We start from the raw sequence: 19,119 nt of genomic DNA on the forward strand, positions 1-19,119 counted from the left end.
GGGTCAGCCAACATAAATGCTGAATGACACACCGCATTCGCGAGCAAGTCGAATCGTCGCACCGCCGCTCCCACAGGGTCCGTATTCCAGGCATAAAAAAACGGGGACGCAATCAATGCGTCCCCGTTTTTTATTGCTGTCAGATCAGAACGCCGGCAATACCGCGCCTTTGTACTTCTCGAGGATGAAGGCTTTCACTTCCGGGCTGTGCAGGGCAGCAATCAGCTTCTTCATCGCTTCGCTGTCCTTGTCGTCTGGACGGGCAACGAGGATGTTCACGTAAGGCGAGTCGTTGCCTTCGATGACGAGCGCGTCCTTGGACGGATCAAGCTTGGCTTCCAGCGCGTAGTTGGTGTTGATCAGCGCCAGGTCGACCTGGGTCAGCACGCGCGGGATGGTCGCGGCTTCCAGTTCACGGAATTTCAGGTCCTTGGAATTCTCGGTGATGTCCTTGACGGTCGCGAGGATGTTGTTCGAATCCTTCAACTTGATCAGGCCAGCCTTCGCCAGCAGCAACAGCGCACGGCCGCCGTTGGTGGCGTCGTTCGGGATCACCACGTTGGCGCCGCCTGGCAGCTCGGTCAGTGCTTTGTACTTGCTGGAGTAAGCGCCCAGCGGTTCCAGGTGCACGCCGGCAACGGCCACCAGATTGGTGCCCTTGGCCTTGTTGAATTCATCGAGGTACGGCTGGTGCTGGAAGAAGTTGGCGTCCAGACGTTTTTCGGCCACCTGCACGTTCGGCTGGATGTAGTCGGTGAAGACTTTGACCTTCAAGTCCACGCCTTCTTTGGCCAGGGCAGGTTTCACGAATTCGAGGATTTCTGCGTGCGGGACCGGGGTGGCCGCGACGGTCAGGGTTTCATTGGCCTGAGCAGAGAACGCTGCAACTGCTGCGAGCGCTACGAGTAATTTTTTCATTCAGCTAACTCCTTATGGGTACTCGCTTGCGACGCCTGAATTCGGCGCCTGCCAGCGAATGGCCGGCTCATTTGTCATTTACGGGACTCTTTACTTCCTGGAGAAGTGCACAACCAACTTGTCGCCAACGGTTTGCAGCACTTGGACCAGCACCAGCAGCAACATCACCGTCACGACCATCACATCAGGCTGGAAACGCTGGTAACCGAAACGGATCGCCAGGTCGCCCAAACCACCCGCGCCGACCACACCCGCCATCGCCGTGTAGGACACCAGTGTAATGGCTGTCACCGTAATCGCCGCGAAGATGCCCGGGCGGGCTTCCGGCAGCAAGGCATTGGTGATGATCTGCCGCGTCGTCGCGCCCATGGCCTGGGTCGCCTCGATAATGCCGCGATCCACTTCACGCAGGGCGGTTTCCACCAGTCGCGCGAAGAATGGCGTAGCGCCCACCACCAGCGGTGGAATCGCACCGGCGACACCGAGGGACGTACCGGTGATCAACACCGTGAACGGAATCATCACGATCAGCAGAATGATGAACGGCAGCGAACGCAGGATGTTCACCATCAGCGACAGCATTGCGTAAACGCCTTTGGCTTCCAGCAACTGACGCGGGCTGCAGAGGAACAACAGCACGCCCAAGGGCAGGCCGAGCAAAACGGTGAATAACAGCGAACCGAAGAGCATCAGAAAGGTATCGCCGGTAGCCAGCCAGATTTCGAACCAGTCGATATTGACGAAGAAACTTGCCAGGACTTCCATTAGCGCAGGACCTCCATGTGGACGTCAGCCGCAGTGAAACGGGCGAACGCCGCTTCCATGTCGCCACCGGTCACGGCCAGGGTCAACTGCCCGTATGGCACGTCTTTAATGCGGTCGATACGACCGGCCAGGATGCTGTAGTCCACACCCGTTTCCCGGGCGACGGTACCCAGCAATGGCGCGTAGGTCGCTTCGCCCTGGAAGGTCAGACGCACGATGCGGCCTGGAACGTGAGCGAAGTCGTCGCGCTGTTCGCTTTCGTCGATCTGCTCGTCCTCTTGCACGAAGCGCTTGGTGGTCGGGTGCTTCGGATGCAGGAACACCTCGGCCACCGAACCTTGCTCGACGATCACGCCAGCGTCCATCACCGCGACCTGGTCGCAGACCCGGCGGATCACGTCCATCTCGTGGGTAATCAACACGATGGTGAGCTTCAGCTCGCGATTGATCTCGGCCAGCAATTGCAGGACCGACGCAGTGGTCTGCGGGTCCAGTGCGCTGGTGGCTTCGTCGCACAGCAGGATTTTCGGCTTGGTCGCCAGGGCGCGGGCGATGCCGACGCGCTGCTTCTGGCCACCGGACAATTGCGCCGGGTACTTCTTGGCGTGGTCGGACAGGCCGACCCGCTTCAGCAATTCGGCCACACGCCGGTCGATGTCGCTGCGCGACAGTTCACCGGCCAGGGTCAGTGGCAGCGCGACGTTGTCGGCCACGGTCTTGGACGCCAGCAAGTTGAAGTGCTGGAAAATCATCCCGACTTGCTGACGGAAACGTCGCAGGCTGTTGGCGTCGAGCGCGGTGACTTCTTCGCCGTCGACGAATATCTTGCCGCCACTGGACTCTTCCAGGCGATTGATCAGACGCAGCAGGGTACTTTTTCCCGCACCGGAATGGCCGATCAGACCGAAGACCTGACCGTTCTCAATCGTCAGACTGGTCGGATGCAGGGCGGGAATATCCTTACCGGCGACGCGGTAAGTTTTGTGGACGTTTTGAAACTCGATCACGTAGCGAACCTTGTGGGGCGCGTTGGAAAAGGGTCAGCGGTTAGCCGGGCGCGCATTTTAGCCTGTCCGTATAGAGGTTATTAGCATTTATTCCGCATTCAACCTTCCATTTGGCAATAACGCGATCAAAGGTTAGAAAAAAGGAACGGCGCAAAACGTCATCAGTCACTAATTAGGCAACTCGAAAACGCCCCCGGTCCGTGCCAGGGGTATTGCTCAAGAGTCCTGGCTACGGCGGGAATCGCAACGAGGAGTTTTGTCTGATGAGTACTAAAAAACCTGCCGCAACCAAAAGCGCACTGGCCGGGACCGATACCCCGGACCGCGGTAACACCAATGCCAAGCTCGACAGCCTGGAACAATTTCGCTCCGACGCCACTGAACAGGCCCTGCGCACCAACCAGGGCGTGAAAGTCTCGGACAACCAGAACACGTTGAAAGCCGGCGCCCGCGGGCCATCGTTGCTGGAAGATTTCATCATGCGTGAAAAGATCACGCACTTTGACCATGAGCGCATTCCCGAGCGCATCGTCCACGCCCGCGGCACCGGTGCTCACGGCTACTTCCAGAGCTATGAAACCCATTCCGTGCTGACCAAGGCCGGGTTCCTACAAGACCCAAGCCAAAAAACCCCGGTCTTCGTCCGCTTCTCCACGGTGCAGGGCCCTCGTGGGTCGGGCGATACCGTGCGGGACGTACGAGGTTTCGCGGTGAAGTTTTTCACCGACGAAGGCAACTTCGACCTGGTGGGCAATAACATGCCGGTGTTTTTCATTCAGGATGCGATCAAGTTTCCTGACTTCGTGCACGCGGTGAAACCCGAGCCGCACAATGAGATGCCCACCGGCGGTTCAGCTCACGATACCTTTTGGGATTTTGTCTCTCTGGTACCAGAGTCGGCGCACATGGTGATCTGGACCATGTCCGACCGGGCGATCCCGAAAAGCCTGCGCAGCATGCAAGGCTTCGGCGTGCACACCTTCCGCCTGATCAATGCCGAAGGTAAATCGCGCTTCGTCAAATTCCACTGGCGCCCCACGGCCGGGACCTGTTCGTTGGTGTGGGATGAAGCGCAGAAACTCGCCGGTAAAGACACCGATTACCACCGTCGCGATCTCTGGGAGTCGATCGAGATGGGCGACTACCCGCAATGGGAACTGGGCGTACAGATCATCGAGGAGGAGAACGAACATAAATTCGACTTCGATATCCTCGACCCGACCAAGCTGATTCCGGAAGAACTGGTGCCGATCACCCCGTTGGGCAAGATGACCCTCAACCGTAACCCCGATAACTTCTTCGCCGAAACCGAACAGGTCGCCTTCTGCCCTGGGCATATCGTGCCGGGGATCGACTTTTCCAACGATCCATTGCTGCAAGGTCGATTGTTTTCCTACACCGATACGCAAATCAGCCGACTTGGCGGGCCGAACTTTCACGAGATCCCGATCAACCGCCCGGTCGCACCGTTCCACAATGGTCAACGGGACGCATTGCATCGCACCACCATCGACAAGGGCCGCGCGTCCTACGAGCCGAACTCCATTGATAGCGGTTGGCCGAAAGAAACACCGCCGGCAGCCCAGGATGGCGGCTTCGAAAGTTATCCAGAGCGCATCGACGCCAACAAGATCCGTCAGCGCAGCGAATCATTCAGCGACCACTTCTCCCAGGCGCGACTGTTTTTCCACAGCATGAGCAAGCATGAGCAGGAGCACATCATCTCGGCTTACAGCTTCGAGTTGGGCAAGGTTGAGCGGGAGCTCATCCGCGCGCGCCAGGTAAATGAGATTCTGGCCAACATCGATCTGGAACTGGCCAAGCGAGTGGCGCAGAACCTGGGGTTGCCAGCGCCCAAAGCCGGGACGGTCGAAGTACGCAAAACCTCACTGGATCGCTCGCCGGCCCTGAGCCAGGCCAACTTGCTGCCGGCGGATATCAAAACCCGCAAAGTGGCAATCCTGGCAGCCAATGGCGTCGATGGTGCAGCGATTGATGCCATGAAGAAAGCGCTGAAGGCAGAAGGTGCACACGCCAAACTGCTCGGCCCGACTTCTGCGCCTGTGACCACCGCCGATGGCAAAGCATTGCCGGTCGATGCGTCAATGGAAGGCTTGCCTTCGGTGGCGTTCGATGCGGTGTTTGTGCCCGGTGGCGCGGCGTCGATCAAGGCGCTAAGCACCGACGGGGTGGCGCTGCATTACCTGCTGGAGGCGTACAAGCACCTGAAGGCGATTGCACTGCAAGGCGAGGCCAAACAGTTGCTGGATGTGTTGAAGCTGGAGGCTGATGCGGGGTTGATCGTGGGCACGGATGCGAAGTTGATCAAACCGTTTTTTGCCGCGATCGGGCAGCATCGGGTGTGGGACAGGGAGCCGAAAGCCAAGGCGATTCCGGCTTAAATATCTTTGGCGTTTGAAATGACGCTATCGCGAGCAAGCTCGCTCCCACAGGATTGAGGGTTGACCACAGATTTGTGATCACCCCATCCAATGTGGGAGCGNGCTTGCTCGCTATGCTTTTAGGGTTTGCGAGGACTCAGAACCATCTGCGCCGGCACGTTGCGCAGAATCTGCTTCTCCAGGTTCAGGTCAAAATCCGCATCGAGCTTCTTCACTCGCTTGGTCAGCAACGTGGTCAACCAAGGGAAGTCCTGGGTGCGTGGCGCCTGAATACTCACATCGCACTGGTAATTCACCACATCGGCGGCGATCGCATCCAGTTGACGACGAAGCTTGGTCATATCAGTAAGGTTCAACGCAACCGTGGTGCTTTCAGCCGTCGGATCAATGACTTTGGCCTGTGGCTTGGCTTCGGCAGCCATGAGCGCAGCTTCGGCTCTATCCAGCTCAGCTTTACGGGCATTAACGATGGCGTTGTTGACCCCACCGGTCAGCGCCGGAGCCTTGGGCATCAACGCCCGGGCCCGGGCCAGCGCCGTCGCGGCAGCATTCACATCACCTTTTTGCAGCACGATCTGACTGCGGCGCAGATAGGCTTCGGCCAGTTGCCGCTGGTATTGCACAAGGGATTGATCGTTGGGCGACTCGGCCTGCAAGGCGGCGAGTTGATCTTCGGCAGTCGCAAGCTCACTGCTGGCGAGGCTTTGTTCCAGCTGCGCGATGGCCGTGGCCCGTGCACAGGTAGCCTCGGTGGCCGCCGGTGGCGTGCTTTGGCAAGCGCCCAGTAGCAGCGAAAATGCAACAAGGAGCAGATAACGGGAGGCGAACGGCTTCATTCCTGCGACTCTCTATTTGCGCAAAAAACGAGCAAGTCTACACCCCTCGACGGGGCAGGACAAAACTCAGCAGAAACAGTGCGGCGGCCGTCACCACAATCGATGGGCCCGCCGGGGTGTCCTTGAACCACGACAGCGACAGCCCGCCACAGACCGCGAGCATGCCCAGCAGGCTCGCGCCCAGTGCCATCTGCTCCGGTGACCGGGCGTGACGTTGTGCCGCAGCCGCCGGGATGATCAGCAAGGACGTAATCAGCAACACACCGACGATTTTCATCGCCACAGCGATCACCACGGCAATCAACAACATCAGGGTCAGGCGCAACGCCGCCACCGGCAGACCTTCAACCCTGGCCAGTTCTTCATGCACCGTGATTGCCAGCAATGGCCGCCACAACGTCACCAGCAAGGCTAGAACAGCCGCGCTGCCGCCGAGTATCCAGGCCAGATCGGTCGGGCTGATCGCCAGCAAGTCGCCGAACAGATAAGCCATCAGGTCGATCCGCACTTCGTGCATGAAGCTTAGTACGACCAAGCCCAAAGAGAGCGTGCTCGGTGCGAGAATTCCCAAAAGCGTGTCGGACGCCAGCGGTTGGCGCTGTTGCAAGGTCACCAGCAACACCGCTAACAGCAGGCAGCCTACGGTGACCGCAACGGTCGGACTGACATCCAGCAGAAAACCCAGCGCCACGCCGAGTAGCGCGGCATGGGAAAGGGTGTCGCCGAAATAGGCCATGCGCCGCCAGACCACGAACGAACCCAGCGGGCCCGCGACCAATGCCAGGGCCAGACCTGCAAGCAGGGCGTAGAGCAGAAAATCAGCCATGCTTGCAGCTATCTCCGTGAACGTGGGTAGGGGCCGACGGGGCGGCGCTGACCACCGAGCCATGCAGGTCATGGGCGTGGTCGTGATGGTGGTGATAAATCGCCAGGCTTTGTGCGTTCTTTCCGAACAGCTCGACGAAAGCCGGATCACTGCTGACCTGCTCGGGATGCCCGGAGCAGCAAACGTGGCGGTTGAGGCAGACCACCTGGTCGGTGGTGCTCATCACCAGATGCAGGTCGTGGGACACCATCAACACGCCGCAACCGTGGCGGTCGCGCAATCGTGTAATCAGGCTGTAGAGCTCGGCCTGACCGGCCACATCGACGCCTTGCACAGGTTCATCGAGTACCAGCAATTCCGGCTCGCGCAGCAATGCCCGGGCCAGCAGCACCCGCTGCATTTCGCCTCCGGAAACACTTTGCACCGGGCTGTCGATCACCTGTTCGGCGCCGACTTCCTTGAGTGCCGCTAAGGCCATGGCGCGGTCCACGCCCGGCACCAGACGCAAAAAACGCAGCACCGACAGCGGCAGCGTCGGATCGACGTGAAGTTTTTGCGGCATGTAACCGACCCGCAGCTTCGGTTTGCGCCATACGCTGCCCCTGTCCGGCTTCAACAGACCGAGTACCGCGCGCACCAGCGTGGTCTTGCCGGCACCGTTAGGGCCGATCAGGGTGACGATCTGTCCGGGCTCGACGCTCAGCTCGATGTTATCCAGCACGTTTTGCCCGGCAAAGGTGACGGCAACCTGCTCGAGGCGGATCAGCGCGTTGCTCATCAAACCCCCTGGCAACCTGAGCAGAGGCCGACCACTTCAACGGTCTGGCCTTCCACGACAAATCCGACATCCTTGGCGCTGCCGATGATCGCGTCGCTGATGGATTTCTGTTCGAGTTCAATGGCGGCGTGGCATTCGCGGCAAATCAGGAACTGGCCCTGGTGGGCATGTTCCGGGTGATTGCAGCCGACGAAGGCGTTCAGCGAGGAGATGCGGTGTACCAGGCCGTTTTCCAGCAGAAAGTCCAGCGCACGGTACACGGTCGGCGGCGCCGCGCGGCGGCCGTCCTGCTCGCTGAGCACCGCGAGAATGTCATAGGCACCCAACGGTTTGTGGCTTTGCCATACCAGTTCCAGCACCCGCCGGCGCAAGGCGGTCAGGCGCAGGCCTTGACGTGCGCACAGAACATCGGCCTCAGACAATGCGCTATGGACGCAATGAGAGTGGTCGTGGGGACGGCTGGCAATCGGTGTTTTAGGCATGAGCGGCGACGAGTTTTGTGAGAGACGTTATTATGTTACCTGTTCTCGCCTCTTCGAGTGATCATCGTGTCCCGACTTTTTTCTATCTTTGTCGCATTTGTCGCCAGTTTTCTGCTGATGGGTTCAGCTCACGCCGAAGTCAAAGTTCTCACCAGTATCAAGCCTCTACAGCTGATTGCCGCTGCGGTGCAGGACGGTGTGGCGATTCCGGAAGTCTTGCTGCCGCCTGGTGCCTCGCCTCATAACTATGCCTTGCGCCCATCCGACGTACGGAAGGTGCAATCGGTCGATCTGGTGTACTGGATCGGTCCGGGCATGGAAGGTTTCCTGCCCCGCGTGCTGAATGGTCGTACGCTGCCCAGCGTCGCCGTGCAGGATTTACCGGGCCTGAAACTGCGACATTTCGCCGAAGATAGCCACTCCCACGCCGAAGAAGCCGACGAGCATGATCACGATCACCGTCCCGGCAGTCTGGACGCGCACTTGTGGCTTTCGCCGGTCAACGCCCGCGTCATCGCCACAAAAATGGCCGCAGACCTGAGCGCAGCCGATCCGACCAATGCCGCACGTTATCAGAGCAACCTCAAGGCGTTCGATGAGCGCCTGGATGCAATGGATCTTCGCTTGAAAGCGCGTCTGGCCGGCATCGCGGGCAAACCGTACTTCGTATTCCATGAGGCCTTCGACTACTTCGAAGACGCCTATGGCCTCAAGCACGCGGGCGTTTTCAGCGTCGCTGCCGAGGTCCAGCCCGGCGCCCAGCACGTCGCGGCGATGCGCGCTCGTTTGCAGGAAATCGGCAAGACCTGCGTGTTCAGCGAACCGCCTCTGCGTCCGCGCCTGGCGGAAACCCTGGTGGCGGGTCTGCCGGTGAAGCTGGCGGAACTGGACGCGCTGGGCGGGTACACGCCAGCGACCGCTCAGGGGTATGAGCAGGTGCTGGAGAAATTGGGGAGTGATTTGGCGGGGTGCCTGGAGTCGTTGTAATTCGAAAATTGCGGCGCCCCATTCGCGAGCAAGCCCGCTCCCACATGGACCGCATAAATCCTGTGGGAGCGGGCTTGCTCGCGAAGCTTTTAAAGGGCGAACGGCAGCGGCGTGCTGACCTTCTGCCGCTGCGCCAGTCGCTGCTGAAACTCCATCGGATCGTGAATCAGCACGTCCTGCCCGGCAAACGACTCGGCGGCGATCAACCGCGACAGCCAGAACCGCACACACGCTACCCGCAGCATGGTCGGCCACAACCCCGCCTCGGCCGCCGTGAACGGTCGCAGCGCTGCATAAGCGCCAAGCAATGCCCTCGCCCGCGGCCCGTCGATCAACCCGCTTTCGTCCGAACACCAGTCGTTCAAGGCGATCGCCACGTCGTAGAGCATCGGCCCCGAACAGGCGTTGTAGAAGTCGATCAACCCGGTCAGGTGAGTGCCTTCAAACATCGCGTTATCGCGGAACAGGTCGGCGTGGATGTTGGCTCGCGGCAGCGCCAGAATTTTCGTCTTCTGCTGTGTGATTTCGTCCAGAGCCCGTTGCAGCAGATCGCTTTGCTCGGCATTGAGGTGCGACAGCAACTGCGTGCCCTCTTCCAGCATCCAGTCCAGGCCGCGATCGGTCTTGCGCTTGATCATATTGGCCTGGGTCGCCAGATGCAGATGGCCGAGCAACTCGCCCACCTGAGCGCAATGCTGCGCATTGGCTTCCTTGATGTGCTTGCCTGCCAGACGCGGCTGCAACAGCGCAGGTTTGCCGGCCAGTTCGCGCAAGGCGACGCCGTCGGTGGTGCGCAAGGCATAAGGCACTGGCAGGTCGGCGTCATGCAGCACGTCGAGCAACTCGATGAAGAATGGCATTTCCTGAACCGGACCACGCTCAACCAGGGTCAGGACAAATTCGCCCTGCTCCAGGCTGATGAAGAAATTGGTGTTTTCGCTACCGGCGGCAATCCCCTGGAAATCAAGCAGGCGGCCGAGCCCGTAAGGGGCGAGAAAGGTTTCCAGCTCGGGCCGAGCCAGCGGGGTGAACACAGACATGTTTGAACTGCCAGTACGGGCGCCGCTGCTTGAGCCAGCGCCGATTGAAATTAAGAAGCTACTTCCACTCAAAAATCTTCCACGACGGAATCAGCATATCCGGCTGATCCGAGCGGATGTAGTTTGCATCGGTCCCGTCAGCGCGCACCAGAAAATACGGCGGTGCGCCCTTCGGCGTGACCTTGATCGCGTACAGGAAACCGTTTTGGCGGTACTCCTGGATGGTTTTGTCCCCTTCCGTGCGGATCGTGACTTCTGGCTCCGGTGTCGGTGCATCGTCCGCCGCCATGACGGCCAACGGAACGGATGCAAACAACCCAGCCAGCAACAGGCGATTTAGTGTGCGCATGATAACCTTGTCCCTTTGTCGTCAACGGTCCCGCTATTCTAGCGCCGGACCCGCCGAAAAGGTTGATCCTGCTCATGAGCCAAGCCCCCCTCGTCCTGGTGGACGGTTCTTCTTACCTGTACCGCGCCTTTCACGCCCTGCCGCCGCTGACCACTTCCAAAGGTTTGCCAACCGGTGCGGTCAAGGGCGTGCTGAACATGCTCAAGAGTCTGCGCAAGCAGTACCCGGGAAGTCCGTTCGCTGTGGTGTTCGACGCCAAGGGTGGGACATTTCGCGATGACATGTACGCCGAATACAAGGCCAACCGCCCAAGCATGCCCGACGACATGCGTGTTCAGATCGAGCCGCTGCACCAGAGCGTGATCGCCCTGGGCTTCCCACTCCTGTGCGTCGAAGGCGTCGAAGCCGATGACGTGATCGGCACCCTGGCCCGCAGCAGCGCGGCGGCCGACCGCCCGGTGGTGATCTCCACCGGCGACAAGGACATGGCGCAGCTGGTCGACGGCCACATTACCTTGGTCAATACCATGACCGGTAGCGCGCTGGACGTGGAGGGCGTGAAGGAGAAATTCGGCGTCGCTCCCGAGCAGATCATCGATTACCTGGCACTCATGGGCGATTCTTCCGACAACATTCCGGGCGTTCCGGGCATTGGCCCGAAGACCGCTTCCGGCCTGTTGGTCGGCGTGAACGGCGGCCTGACCGAGCTCTATGCACAGCTCGACATCGTCCCGACCCTGCCGATTCGCGGGGCCAAAACCCTGCCGGCCAAGCTCGAAGAGCACAAGGAGATGGCGTTTCTCTCCTATCAATTGGCAACCATCAAGATCGACGTGCCGCTGGATATCGGCCTCGACGACCTGCAAATGGGCAACCCGGATCACGACAAACTCGCCGAGCTCTATACCCTGCTGGAGTTCAAGAGCTGGTTCGAAGAGAACCAGCGCGACGCCAAGCGTTCCGGTCAGGAAGTCGCCGCTCCGGTGGCTGAAGAAGCGGCCGTCGATACCGAACTCAAGTACACCACCATCCTCACCCAGGCTGATTTCGACCTGTGGCTGAAGAAACTCAACGACGCCAAGTTGATTGCCTTCGACACCGAAACCACCGGCATCGATGCGCAGCAGGCACAACTGGTGGGCCTGTCTTTCGCTGTACAAGCCAACGAAGCGGCCTACATCCCGCTGACCCATTCCTACATGGGCGTGCCGGATCAGCTCGATCGCGACACCGTGCTGCGCGCGCTGAAACCGATCCTGGAAGACCCGAGCAAACTCAAGGTTGGCCAGCACGCCAAGTTCGACATGAACATCCTGGCCAACTGCGCTATCGGTGGCGATCAGAGCTGCGGCATCACCGTGCAAGGCGTCGCTTTCGACACAATGCTCGAATCCTACGTGCTGGACTCCACCGCGACCCGCCACGACATGGACAGCCTGGCGCTCAAGTACCTGAATCACACCACTACCAGTTTTCAGGACATCGCCGGCAAGGGCGCCAAGCAGCTGACGTTCGATCAGATATCCCTGGAACTGGCCGGGCCTTACGCTGCCGAAGACGCCGACGTAACGCTGCGCCTGCATCAAACCCTGCTGGAAAAACTCAACGCCATCCCGAGCCTGAGCAAGGTCCTGAGCGAAATCGAAATGCCGTTGGTGCCGGTTTTGGCACGGATTGAACGCCAAGGCGCGCTGGTCGATGCCAACCTGCTGGGCATTCAGAGCGTCGAGCTGGGCGAGAAAATGGTCGTCCTCGAGCGTGAGGCGTTCGCCATTGCCGGGGAAGAATTCAACCTCGGCTCGCCGAAGCAATTGGGCGTGATCCTGTACGAAAAACTCGGCCTGCCAATCCTCAGCAAAACCGCCAAGGGCCAGGCGTCCACCGCCGAAGCCGTGCTGGCGGAACTGGCTGAACAGGATTTCCCGCTGCCCAAAGTGCTGATGCAGTACCGCTCGATGAGCAAGCTGAAAAGTACCTACACCGATCGCCTGCCAGAGCAGATCAACCCGCGCACCGGGCGGATTCATACCTCTTACCACCAAGCCGTAGCGGCGACCGGGCGTTTGTCGTCCAGCGATCCAAACCTGCAGAACATTCCGATCCGCACCGCTGAAGGGCGTCGGATTCGTCAGGCGTTCGTCGCGCCAAAAGGCTACAAGCTGCTGGCAGCGGACTATTCGCAAATCGAACTGCGAATCATGGCTCACCTGGCCAAGGACGAAGGTTTGCTGCACGCATTCCGCAACGATCTGGACGTGCACAAGGCCACTGCCGCCGAAGTTTTCGGCGTTGAACTGGCAGCGGTCACCACTGATCAGCGTCGTAGCGCCAAGGCGATCAACTTCGGCTTGATCTACGGAATGAGCGCGTTTGGCCTGGCCAAACAGATTGGTGTTGATCGCAAGCAATCCCAGGCCTACATCGACCGTTACTTCGCCCGTTACCCAGGCGTGCTGGAATACATGGAGCGCACCCGTGCCCAGGCTGCCGAACAAGGTTTCGTCGAAACCATCTTCGGTCGTCGCTTGTACCTGCCGGAAATCAACGCGAAAAACCCGGCCCTGCGCAAAGGTGCCGAACGCACGGCGATCAACGCCCCGATGCAAGGCACCGCGGCGGACATCATCAAGAAAGCCATGATTGCCGTGGATAGCTGGCTGACAGCATCAGGGCTCGACGCCAAAGTCATCCTGCAGGTGCACGATGAATTGGTTCTGGAGGTGCGTGAAGATTTGGTCGACCAGGTCCGTGATGAAATTCGCGTGCACATGAGCGATGCAGCGAAGCTTGATGTGCCGCTGTTGGTCGAGGTTGGCGTAGGAAATAACTGGGATGAGGCTCACTGAGCCGTGTGAAAAGGCGTTTTCCGCTGCGGCATAGTGCCGCAACAGAAAGGACGAAGGGCTCTTAGTTCGGAAAATTCGAGGGGCTATTCCAAAGGCTTTTTAAAAAATTATGAACTAATCTCCTGAATCGCCACTCAGAGTTACTGAATGGGTGGTGAAGCCCTTCGATGCTCCTAATGTTGTGTTAAGTGTTGGCAGATATCTGGACCCCGCCCTAGCGGTCCGGAACTTGAACCCCGGAACTTCCCCCTCCCCATAAGAAGTCCGGGGTTTTTTTTGCCCGCGGTTTATTAATCCGCGAGCTCGGCGCCCTTGTCCGCCAGTTCCATCCAGCCTGCCAGTACAGTGTAGGCGTCTTCCAGGCCCATGCGTTTTGGCGCCGAGAACAACTGGATGCTGATCGCATCTCCCCAACCCTTGCGGATGTCTGCCTGAACCTTGAGCAGGACGTTTTTCGCCGCGCCGTAGGTCAGCTTGTCGGCTTTGGTCAGCAAAATGTGCATCGGCATGCCGCTCGCGACAGCCCAGTCGAGCATCAGCAGGTCGAAGTCGGTCATTGGATGACGGATGTCCATCATCAAGATCAGACCCTTCAAACTCTCCCGACCACCCAGATAGGCTTCCAGGTGACGCTGCCAGTGCAGCTTCAACGGGATAGGCACTTTCGCGTAACCGTAACCCGGCAGGTCGACCAGACGACGATCATCGTCTAGCTTGAAGAAGTTCAAGAGCTGCGTGCGACCCGGAGTTTTCGAGGTCCGCGCAAGGCTGGCGTGCGTCAGGGTGTTCAGCGCACTGGACTTGCCGGCGTTGGAACGCCCGGCGAAGGCCACTTCAAAGCCTTCGTCGTCGGGACATTGATCGACTTTGGCAGCGCTGAGCATGAAGGTGGACTGTTGGCACAGGCCGAGGATGGGGTTCTTGAGTTGCATGGGATTTCCGATGTGGGCGGCGCCGGGAATGGACGCGGCGAGCAGTGTCGTTTCCGTTTCAGTGACGCCAGTATATAATGCCGCAGATTTTGTGTGCGCTTTGTCCCAGCGTAGGATGAAGTTCACGAGAGCGATTGACCTTGATTGCGCACTAGAACGCAGAACGCTCTCAACCCTGAAAAGGTCGTTTTATGACGAAATGGCTGCTAGCTGCCGGTGTCTTGATGCCGCTTTACAGCGCTCAGGCTACACAGGATCCGGAAGCTGTGTACAACCGTGTTTGTGGTGCCTGTCATTCCGGCCAACTACCCATGGCGCCCAAAAAGGGTGATCAGGATGCTTGGACGCCGAGGTTGGCGAAAGGTATGGAGACGCTGGTGCAACACGTGACCCAGGGTTTCAAGGCGATGCCGCCGCGTGGTTTGTGCATGGACTGCAGTGCCGAGGATTACCAAGCAATCATCCAGTGGATGAGCGAGTGATCCCGGTCCATAACTCTTTAACCCTTAGCCGTAGTTGGATTAGCTGATGAACAAATTGATCGTGAGTCTGCTGTTGACCGTGGGGATCTCCGGCATTGCCCATGCTGCAGGTGATGCGACTGCTGGTCAGGCGAAAGCCGCAGTATGTGGCGCCTGTCATGGCCCGGATGGCAACAGTATGGCGCCTAACTTTCCGAAACTGGCAGGCCAGGGCGAGCGTTATCTGAACAAGCAGCTACACGACATCAAGTCCGGCAAACGCACGGTACTGGAAATGACCGGCCTGCTGACCAACCTGAGCGATCAGGATCTGGCCGATATCGCCGCCTACTTCGCCAGCCAGAAAGGCAGCGTTGGCGCCGCCGACCCGAAAGTCGTTTCTCGCGGTGAAGCATTGTTCCGCGGCGGCGATCTGGCCAAGGGCCTGCCAGCCTGCACCGGTTGCCACTCGCCAAATGGCGCGGGCAACGCAGCCGCCGGCTTCCCGCACCTGGGCGGCCAGCACGCTCAGTATGTAGCCAAGCAACTGACCGACTTCCGCAAGGAAGAAGGCGGTCGCAGCAACGATGGCGACACCAAAACCATGCAGACCATTGCAAAAAGGCTGAGCGACGAAGATATCGCAGCAGTGTCCAGCTACATTCAAGGCCTGCACTAAGGCCGGCGAATCGGGCGTCGCGCGAGGCTTACATCTCCTGCAACGTTAACGCTCTATTAATCCGTCGCAGCAAGTATAAAAAGGGTGGCTTAGGCCGCCCTTTTTTGTGGCCGCTGCCGTTACACTACAGAACTCAAGCCCGCCAGTACCTGTCTGAAAACAGGTCGCGCGAGGCGACCAAAATTGTCCAGGAGTAAAGCATGCGTAATCTGATCATCAGCGCCGCACTCGTCGCTGCCAGCCTGTTCGGCATGACCGCCCAAGCGGCTGAAGCACCCGCAGCGCCTTATGTCGAATTGAGCAATCCCGTCCCGGTAGCGGTGCCTGGCAAGATCGAAGTGGTGGAGCTGTTCTGGTACGGCTGCCCGCACTGCTACGCTTTCGAACCCGTGATCAATCCATGGGTTGAGAAACTGCCTTCCGACGTGAACTTTGTCCGCATTCCGGCCATGTTCGGCGGCCCGTGGAACGCACACGGCCAGATGTTCCTGACCCTTGAAGCCATGGGCGTCGAAAACAAGGTTCACGCTGCGGTGTTCAACGCAATTCAAAAAGAACACAAGAAGCTGGTCGACAAGAATGAAATGGCAGATTTCCTGGCCACTCAGGGCGTAGACAAGGACAAGTTCCTGGCCACCTTCGACTCCTTCGCCATCAAGGGCCAAATCGTCAAGGCCACTGACCTGGCCAAAAAGTACGAAATCTCCGGCGTTCCGACCATGATCGTCAACGGCAAGTATCGCTTCGACGTGGGCTCTGCCGGCGGCGCCGAGCAAGCATTGCAACTGGCCGACAAGCTGATCGACAAAGAGCGAGCGGCTAGCAAGGCTGCTACCAACTAAGCGCGGCGACTGCCATGCGCCGCTGGGGTACTGAACGCGTCGTTGGCCTGCATGATCCGCGGGTCAACGAGCATCATCTGGAGTCGACGGGCCTGCCCGCAGACAGTCGTCTGCGCTTGCTCAGTTTCAATATCCAGGTTGGCATCAGTACCGAGCGCTATCACCACTACCTGACCCGAGGCTGGCAGCATCTGTTGCCGCACACCGGGCGTGCCGACAATCTGCAAAAGATCGGCAATCTGCTGGGCGACTTCGATCTGGTCGCCTTGCAGGAAGCCGATGGCGGCAGCTTGCGATCAGGCTACGTCAACCAGGTCGAACACTTGGCCCAGCTCGGCGCATTCCCCTACTGGTATCAACAACTCAATCGCAATCTCGGACGCCTCGGCCAGCACAGCAATGGTGTGCTCAGCCGCCTGCGTCCGTGGGCGATTGAAGATCATCCGCTACCGGGGCCCAAGGGTCGCGGGGCGATTCTGGTGCGCTTTGGCGAAGGTCCTGAGGCGCTGGTGGTGGTCATGATGCACCTGGCACTGGGCGCTCGCGCCCGCAGCATGCAACTGGCTTACATCCGCGAGTTGATCGGCGGCTATAAACACCAGGTGCTGATGGGCGACATGAATACCCATGCCAGTGACTTGCTGCAAAACTCCCCGTTGCGTGACCTCGGCCTGCTCGCGCCGCAACTGGAAGCGACGTTCCCTAGCTGGCGCCCGCAGCGCTGTCTGGACCATATTCTGCTGAGCCCCACCCTGACCCTTGAAAAGGTCGAGGTGCTGGCACAACCCATTTCCGATCACCTGCCGGTCGCGGTAGAGATTCGTCTGCCGGGTTCGCTCACGGCCGATGCATTGCCCGCGTTGAGTCCTGCCCCTCGCGGATCCCATGAATGAGCGACGAAGCACAGCGCTGGAAAGAAAAATACCTCAAAAGCATCGAACAACAGGAAAAGCTCGAACGTCGATGGGACGCCCGGCTCGATCTGCTGCGTCGTGGCCTGGTGCGCAGCACGCTGGCAGCCGAGGGCACCGACCGCGTCGTTGACCAATGCATGAAGGAAATGCGTGAAGTCGTGCGCACCGACGACATGGACGCCGGCCTGGCCGCCCTGCTTCCGCGGCTGGAAAAAGCCGTGCTCGACTCCGAACAACGCCGGGAAACCCGGGTTAACCAGACCAGCGCTGCATTGACCGCGCTGGTCTCGCAGCTTCAAACATTACCGCTGCCCCGCGAGGTAAGCCGGCCGCTGAAAAACTTCGCCAAGCATCTGGAGGCAAGAGTCGGGCAGGCGCGCGAAATTCCGTTGCTGCTCAGCGAACTGAGCGGCCTGCAAGGCAAAGCCCTGAATCAGCTTGAAAACCCGGCAGAACCCGGTCGCCCTGGTTTGCTGCAGCGACTGTTTGGTAGCCGTGAAGCGGATGAAGCGGCATCACAGATTGCCTCCGGCACCTTCCCGACAACCGCCCCGCAGCCAGCCGAAGCGGTTGCTGTGCCTCATGCCGAGACACCACAGGTAACCGTCGATCTCGCTCCAGAGATCGATAAGCCGCAAGTGGCGGTCGCACAAGTTGCCGCGCCCGCTACTGCATCCGAGCCAACGACGATCGAGGCTCCACCCGCAGCAGCGCCTTCTCCTGCAGTTGTAGCGTTTGTCCCGCCGGTGCTTGAGCCGGAGCGAGCACGCGCCCAGACTCCAGAGACGCAACCGCAACCGGACATAGAACATCCAGAAGAACCCGCTCCATCAATCATCGAGCCAGAAATTCAGGCTCAACCGGCTATCAATCCCGACGAACTGACCCCGGTGGTCTATCTCGACAGCCTGCCGTTGCCCCCGGCCCTGGCCGAAGTGTTGGCAGCCGTAGACACTGAACAATCCGAGCCGGATGTTCTCTACGCCCTGCCGGACTCACCCGAGCCGTCCTACAGCTCGGTGGCCAAGCATATCGAAGACACGCTACTGGGCCTGCTCGACGACCTGACGCTGCCCGAGCGTCATCGTCCGCAAGCCGAAGCGATGCGTGATCGCCTGCAAAACGGTTTGAATTGGTACGAACTGCTGCCAATCCTCGACGATCTGGCAACCTTGATGCTGGCAATCACCGACAGTGGCCAGCATGAATTCGAAGCCTACTTGCAACAGCTAAACGAACGCCTCGAGTCATTCCAAAGCAACTTGCAAGCCGCCAGCGAAGGCCATGCCGACAACCGTTCCGCCGCACGTGAGATGGACACGCAGATCCGCGAGCAGGTCGACGGCTTACAGAGCAGCATGCAGGAAGCCGCCGACCTGGACGATCTCAAGCACGTCCTGGAAAACCATCTGGAAGGCCTGCTCGGCACCATGGACCAGCACCAGAAACAGCGTGACGAGCGCGAGCAGGAAGTCGCAGCCCGTCTCCATGGTCTGGCCGAACGCGTTGCGCACATGGAGCAGGAAGCCCTGGGCTACCGCGAGCATCTTGAAGAGCAGCGTCAGAAGGCGTTGATCGACCCGCTGACCGGCCTGCCTAACCGGGCCGCCTGGAGCGAACGGCTGGATTACGAAATCAACCAATGGCAGCAACACGACAACACCCTGTTGCTGGCAATGCTCGACCTCGACCATTTCAAACGCATTAACGATAACTATGGCCACCTGGCGGGCGACAAAGTACTGAAAATCATTGCCAGCGTGCTACGCAAGCGCCTGCGTGGGACGGATTTCATCGCCCGGTTCGGCGGTGAGGAGTTTGTCCTGTTGATGCCAGACACAGTGCCAGCTGCTGGTGCGAAACTGCTGGAAAAGCTGCGCGCCTCGATCGAAGCCTGCCCTTTCCACTTCAAGGGCGAGCCAGTAACCATCACCATTTCCATGGGCCTGACTGCATTCAAACCCGGCGAACATAGCGATTTGGTCCTTAAAAGAGCCGATCAGGCTCTATATCGCGCGAAACATGCCGGCCGTAACCAAGTGGCACTGGGCTGAC

Annotated in this window: 18 protein-coding genes; 8 read left to right on the forward strand and 10 right to left on the reverse strand. The window is 59.5% G+C overall.

The features are described from left to right. Window positions 1-144: 144 nt before the first annotated feature. The 3 genes from CUN63_RS11970 to CUN63_RS11980 form a co-directional block, all read right to left on the reverse strand. Window positions 145-918 (reverse strand): MetQ/NlpA family ABC transporter substrate-binding protein, encoded by a 774-nt coding sequence (locus CUN63_RS11970; RefSeq protein ID WP_129439647.1) that lies wholly within the window; start codon window positions 916-918, stop codon window positions 145-147. 90 nt (window positions 919-1,008) lie between these two features. Beyond that, complete coding sequence (locus CUN63_RS11975) at window positions 1,009-1,683, reverse strand: methionine ABC transporter permease (RefSeq protein ID WP_129439649.1); 675 nt, start codon at window positions 1,681-1,683, stop codon at window positions 1,009-1,011. After that, window positions 1,683-2,690, reverse strand: coding sequence for a methionine ABC transporter ATP-binding protein (locus tag CUN63_RS11980; protein WP_129439651.1), 1,008 nt, complete (start codon window positions 2,688-2,690; stop codon window positions 1,683-1,685). The genes CUN63_RS11975 and CUN63_RS11980 overlap by 1 nt, the downstream gene beginning before the upstream one ends. Before the next feature lie 263 nt (window positions 2,691-2,953). Here CUN63_RS11980 and katE point away from each other — a divergent pair, with 263 nt between their 5' ends. After that, complete coding sequence (katE, locus tag CUN63_RS11985) at window positions 2,954-5,092, forward strand: catalase HPII (RefSeq protein ID WP_129439653.1); 2,139 nt, start codon at window positions 2,954-2,956, stop codon at window positions 5,090-5,092. Between the two features lie 119 nt (window positions 5,093-5,211). Here katE and CUN63_RS11990 read toward each other — a convergent pair whose 3' ends face one another. From CUN63_RS11990 to zur, 4 genes are read right to left on the reverse strand one after another with little or no spacing between them, the layout of a single operon-like run. Further along, on the reverse strand, window positions 5,212-5,928 hold the full coding sequence (locus tag CUN63_RS11990; RefSeq protein ID WP_129439655.1) for a PA5502 family lipoprotein: 717 nt from the start codon (window positions 5,926-5,928) through the stop codon (window positions 5,212-5,214). Between the two features lie 37 nt (window positions 5,929-5,965). Further along, window positions 5,966-6,754 (reverse strand): zinc ABC transporter permease subunit ZnuB, encoded by a 789-nt coding sequence (gene znuB, locus CUN63_RS11995; RefSeq protein ID WP_056738429.1) that lies wholly within the window; start codon window positions 6,752-6,754, stop codon window positions 5,966-5,968. Beyond that, window positions 6,747-7,532: a zinc ABC transporter ATP-binding protein ZnuC gene (gene znuC / locus CUN63_RS12000; RefSeq protein WP_129439657.1), complete on the reverse strand. Its 786-nt coding sequence runs from the start codon at window positions 7,530-7,532 to the stop codon at window positions 6,747-6,749. Before znuC ends, znuB begins: the two co-directional genes overlap by 8 nt. Further along, window positions 7,532-8,014 carry a zinc uptake transcriptional repressor Zur gene (zur, locus tag CUN63_RS12005; protein WP_129439659.1) on the reverse strand — a complete coding sequence of 161 codons (483 nt, stop codon included), beginning with the start codon at window positions 8,012-8,014 and terminating at the stop codon, window positions 7,532-7,534. The genes znuC and zur overlap by 1 nt, the downstream gene beginning before the upstream one ends. Window positions 8,015-8,080: 66 nt before the next feature. Between zur and CUN63_RS12010 the strand changes: the two genes are divergently transcribed. Beyond that, entirely contained in the window at window positions 8,081-9,001 is a 921-nt protein-coding gene (locus CUN63_RS12010; protein ID WP_129439661.1) for a zinc ABC transporter substrate-binding protein, read from the forward strand. 89 nt (window positions 9,002-9,090) lie between these two features. Here CUN63_RS12010 and CUN63_RS12015 read toward each other — a convergent pair whose 3' ends face one another. Beyond that, a complete protein-coding gene (locus tag CUN63_RS12015) occupies window positions 9,091-10,041 on the reverse strand; it encodes a homoserine kinase (RefSeq protein ID WP_129439662.1) in 951 nt (316 codons plus the stop codon). 58 nt (window positions 10,042-10,099) lie between these two features. Continuing rightward, window positions 10,100-10,390 (reverse strand): DUF2782 domain-containing protein, encoded by a 291-nt coding sequence (locus CUN63_RS12020; protein WP_008156001.1) that lies wholly within the window; start codon window positions 10,388-10,390, stop codon window positions 10,100-10,102. A gap of 74 nt (window positions 10,391-10,464) precedes the next feature. Here CUN63_RS12020 and polA point away from each other — a divergent pair, with 74 nt between their 5' ends. Beyond that, a complete protein-coding gene (gene polA, locus CUN63_RS12025; protein ID WP_129439664.1) occupies window positions 10,465-13,236 on the forward strand; it encodes a DNA polymerase I in 2,772 nt (923 codons plus the stop codon). 290 nt (window positions 13,237-13,526) lie between these two features. Here polA and yihA read toward each other — a convergent pair whose 3' ends face one another. After that, entirely contained in the window at window positions 13,527-14,168 is a 642-nt protein-coding gene (yihA, locus tag CUN63_RS12030) for a ribosome biogenesis GTP-binding protein YihA/YsxC (RefSeq protein ID WP_129439666.1), read from the reverse strand. 191 nt (window positions 14,169-14,359) lie between these two features. On the opposite strand from yihA, the gene CUN63_RS12035 reads away from it, so the two are divergent. The 5 genes from CUN63_RS12035 (at window position 14,360) to CUN63_RS12055 (ending at window position 19,118) form a co-directional block, all read left to right on the forward strand. Next, window positions 14,360-14,650, forward strand: coding sequence for a cytochrome c5 family protein (locus CUN63_RS12035; RefSeq protein WP_129439668.1), 291 nt, complete (start codon window positions 14,360-14,362; stop codon window positions 14,648-14,650). 46 nt (window positions 14,651-14,696) lie between these two features. Then, on the forward strand, window positions 14,697-15,308 hold the full coding sequence (locus tag CUN63_RS12040) for a cytochrome c4 (RefSeq protein WP_129439670.1): 612 nt from the start codon (window positions 14,697-14,699) through the stop codon (window positions 15,306-15,308). Window positions 15,309-15,508: 200 nt separating this feature from the next. Then, the gene (locus CUN63_RS12045; protein ID WP_129439671.1) at window positions 15,509-16,150 is read left to right on the forward strand and encodes a thiol:disulfide interchange protein DsbA/DsbL; all 642 of its coding nucleotides are present in this window, start codon (window positions 15,509-15,511) and stop codon (window positions 16,148-16,150) included. Window positions 16,151-16,164: 14 nt separating this feature from the next. After that, window positions 16,165-17,043 (forward strand): endonuclease/exonuclease/phosphatase family protein, encoded by an 879-nt coding sequence (locus CUN63_RS12050; RefSeq protein WP_033059783.1) that lies wholly within the window; start codon window positions 16,165-16,167, stop codon window positions 17,041-17,043. Further along, window positions 17,040-19,118, forward strand: a complete 2,079-nt coding sequence (locus CUN63_RS12055; protein ID WP_129439673.1) for a GGDEF domain-containing protein — start codon at window positions 17,040-17,042, stop codon at window positions 19,116-19,118. Before CUN63_RS12050 ends, CUN63_RS12055 begins: the two co-directional genes overlap by 4 nt. The last annotated feature ends 1 nt before the right edge of the window (window position 19,119 follow it).

This window comes from Pseudomonas sp. ACM7 (assembly GCF_004136015.1).
In the GTDB taxonomy this organism is placed as follows: domain Bacteria; phylum Pseudomonadota; class Gammaproteobacteria; order Pseudomonadales; family Pseudomonadaceae; genus Aquipseudomonas; species Aquipseudomonas frigoris.

What these genes read in the sequence shown, in the direction of transcription:
- CUN63_RS11970 (WP_129439647.1), bottom strand. Translation starts at nt 918, where the DNA reads ATGAAAAAATTACTCGTAGCGCTCGCAGCAGTTGCAGCGTTCTCTGCT.
- CUN63_RS11975 (WP_129439649.1), bottom strand. Translation starts at nt 1,683, where the DNA reads ATGGAAGTCCTGGCAAGTTTCTTCGTCAATATCGACTGGTTCGAAATC.
- katE (WP_129439653.1), top strand. Translation starts at nt 2,954, where the DNA reads ATGAGTACTAAAAAACCTGCCGCAACCAAAAGCGCACTGGCCGGGACC.
- CUN63_RS11990 (WP_129439655.1), bottom strand. Translation starts at nt 5,928, where the DNA reads ATGAAGCCGTTCGCCTCCCGTTATCTGCTCCTTGTTGCATTTTCGCTG.
- znuB (WP_056738429.1), bottom strand. Translation starts at nt 6,754, where the DNA reads ATGGCTGATTTTCTGCTCTACGCCCTGCTTGCAGGTCTGGCCCTGGCA.
- znuC (WP_129439657.1), bottom strand. Translation starts at nt 7,532, where the DNA reads ATGAGCAACGCGCTGATCCGCCTCGAGCAGGTTGCCGTCACCTTTGCC.
- zur (WP_129439659.1), bottom strand. Translation starts at nt 8,014, where the DNA reads ATGCCTAAAACACCGATTGCCAGCCGTCCCCACGACCACTCTCATTGC.
- CUN63_RS12015 (WP_129439662.1), bottom strand. Translation starts at nt 10,041, where the DNA reads ATGTCTGTGTTCACCCCGCTGGCTCGGCCCGAGCTGGAAACCTTTCTC.
- CUN63_RS12020 (WP_008156001.1), bottom strand. Translation starts at nt 10,390, where the DNA reads ATGCGCACACTAAATCGCCTGTTGCTGGCTGGGTTGTTTGCATCCGTT.
- polA (WP_129439664.1), top strand. Translation starts at nt 10,465, where the DNA reads ATGAGCCAAGCCCCCCTCGTCCTGGTGGACGGTTCTTCTTACCTGTAC.
- yihA (WP_129439666.1), bottom strand. Translation starts at nt 14,168, where the DNA reads ATGCAACTCAAGAACCCCATCCTCGGCCTGTGCCAACAGTCCACCTTC.
- CUN63_RS12035 (WP_129439668.1), top strand. Translation starts at nt 14,360, where the DNA reads ATGACGAAATGGCTGCTAGCTGCCGGTGTCTTGATGCCGCTTTACAGC.
- CUN63_RS12040 (WP_129439670.1), top strand. Translation starts at nt 14,697, where the DNA reads ATGAACAAATTGATCGTGAGTCTGCTGTTGACCGTGGGGATCTCCGGC.
- CUN63_RS12045 (WP_129439671.1), top strand. Translation starts at nt 15,509, where the DNA reads ATGCGTAATCTGATCATCAGCGCCGCACTCGTCGCTGCCAGCCTGTTC.
- CUN63_RS12050 (WP_033059783.1), top strand. Translation starts at nt 16,165, where the DNA reads ATGCGCCGCTGGGGTACTGAACGCGTCGTTGGCCTGCATGATCCGCGG.
- CUN63_RS12055 (WP_129439673.1), top strand. Translation starts at nt 17,040, where the DNA reads ATGAGCGACGAAGCACAGCGCTGGAAAGAAAAATACCTCAAAAGCATC.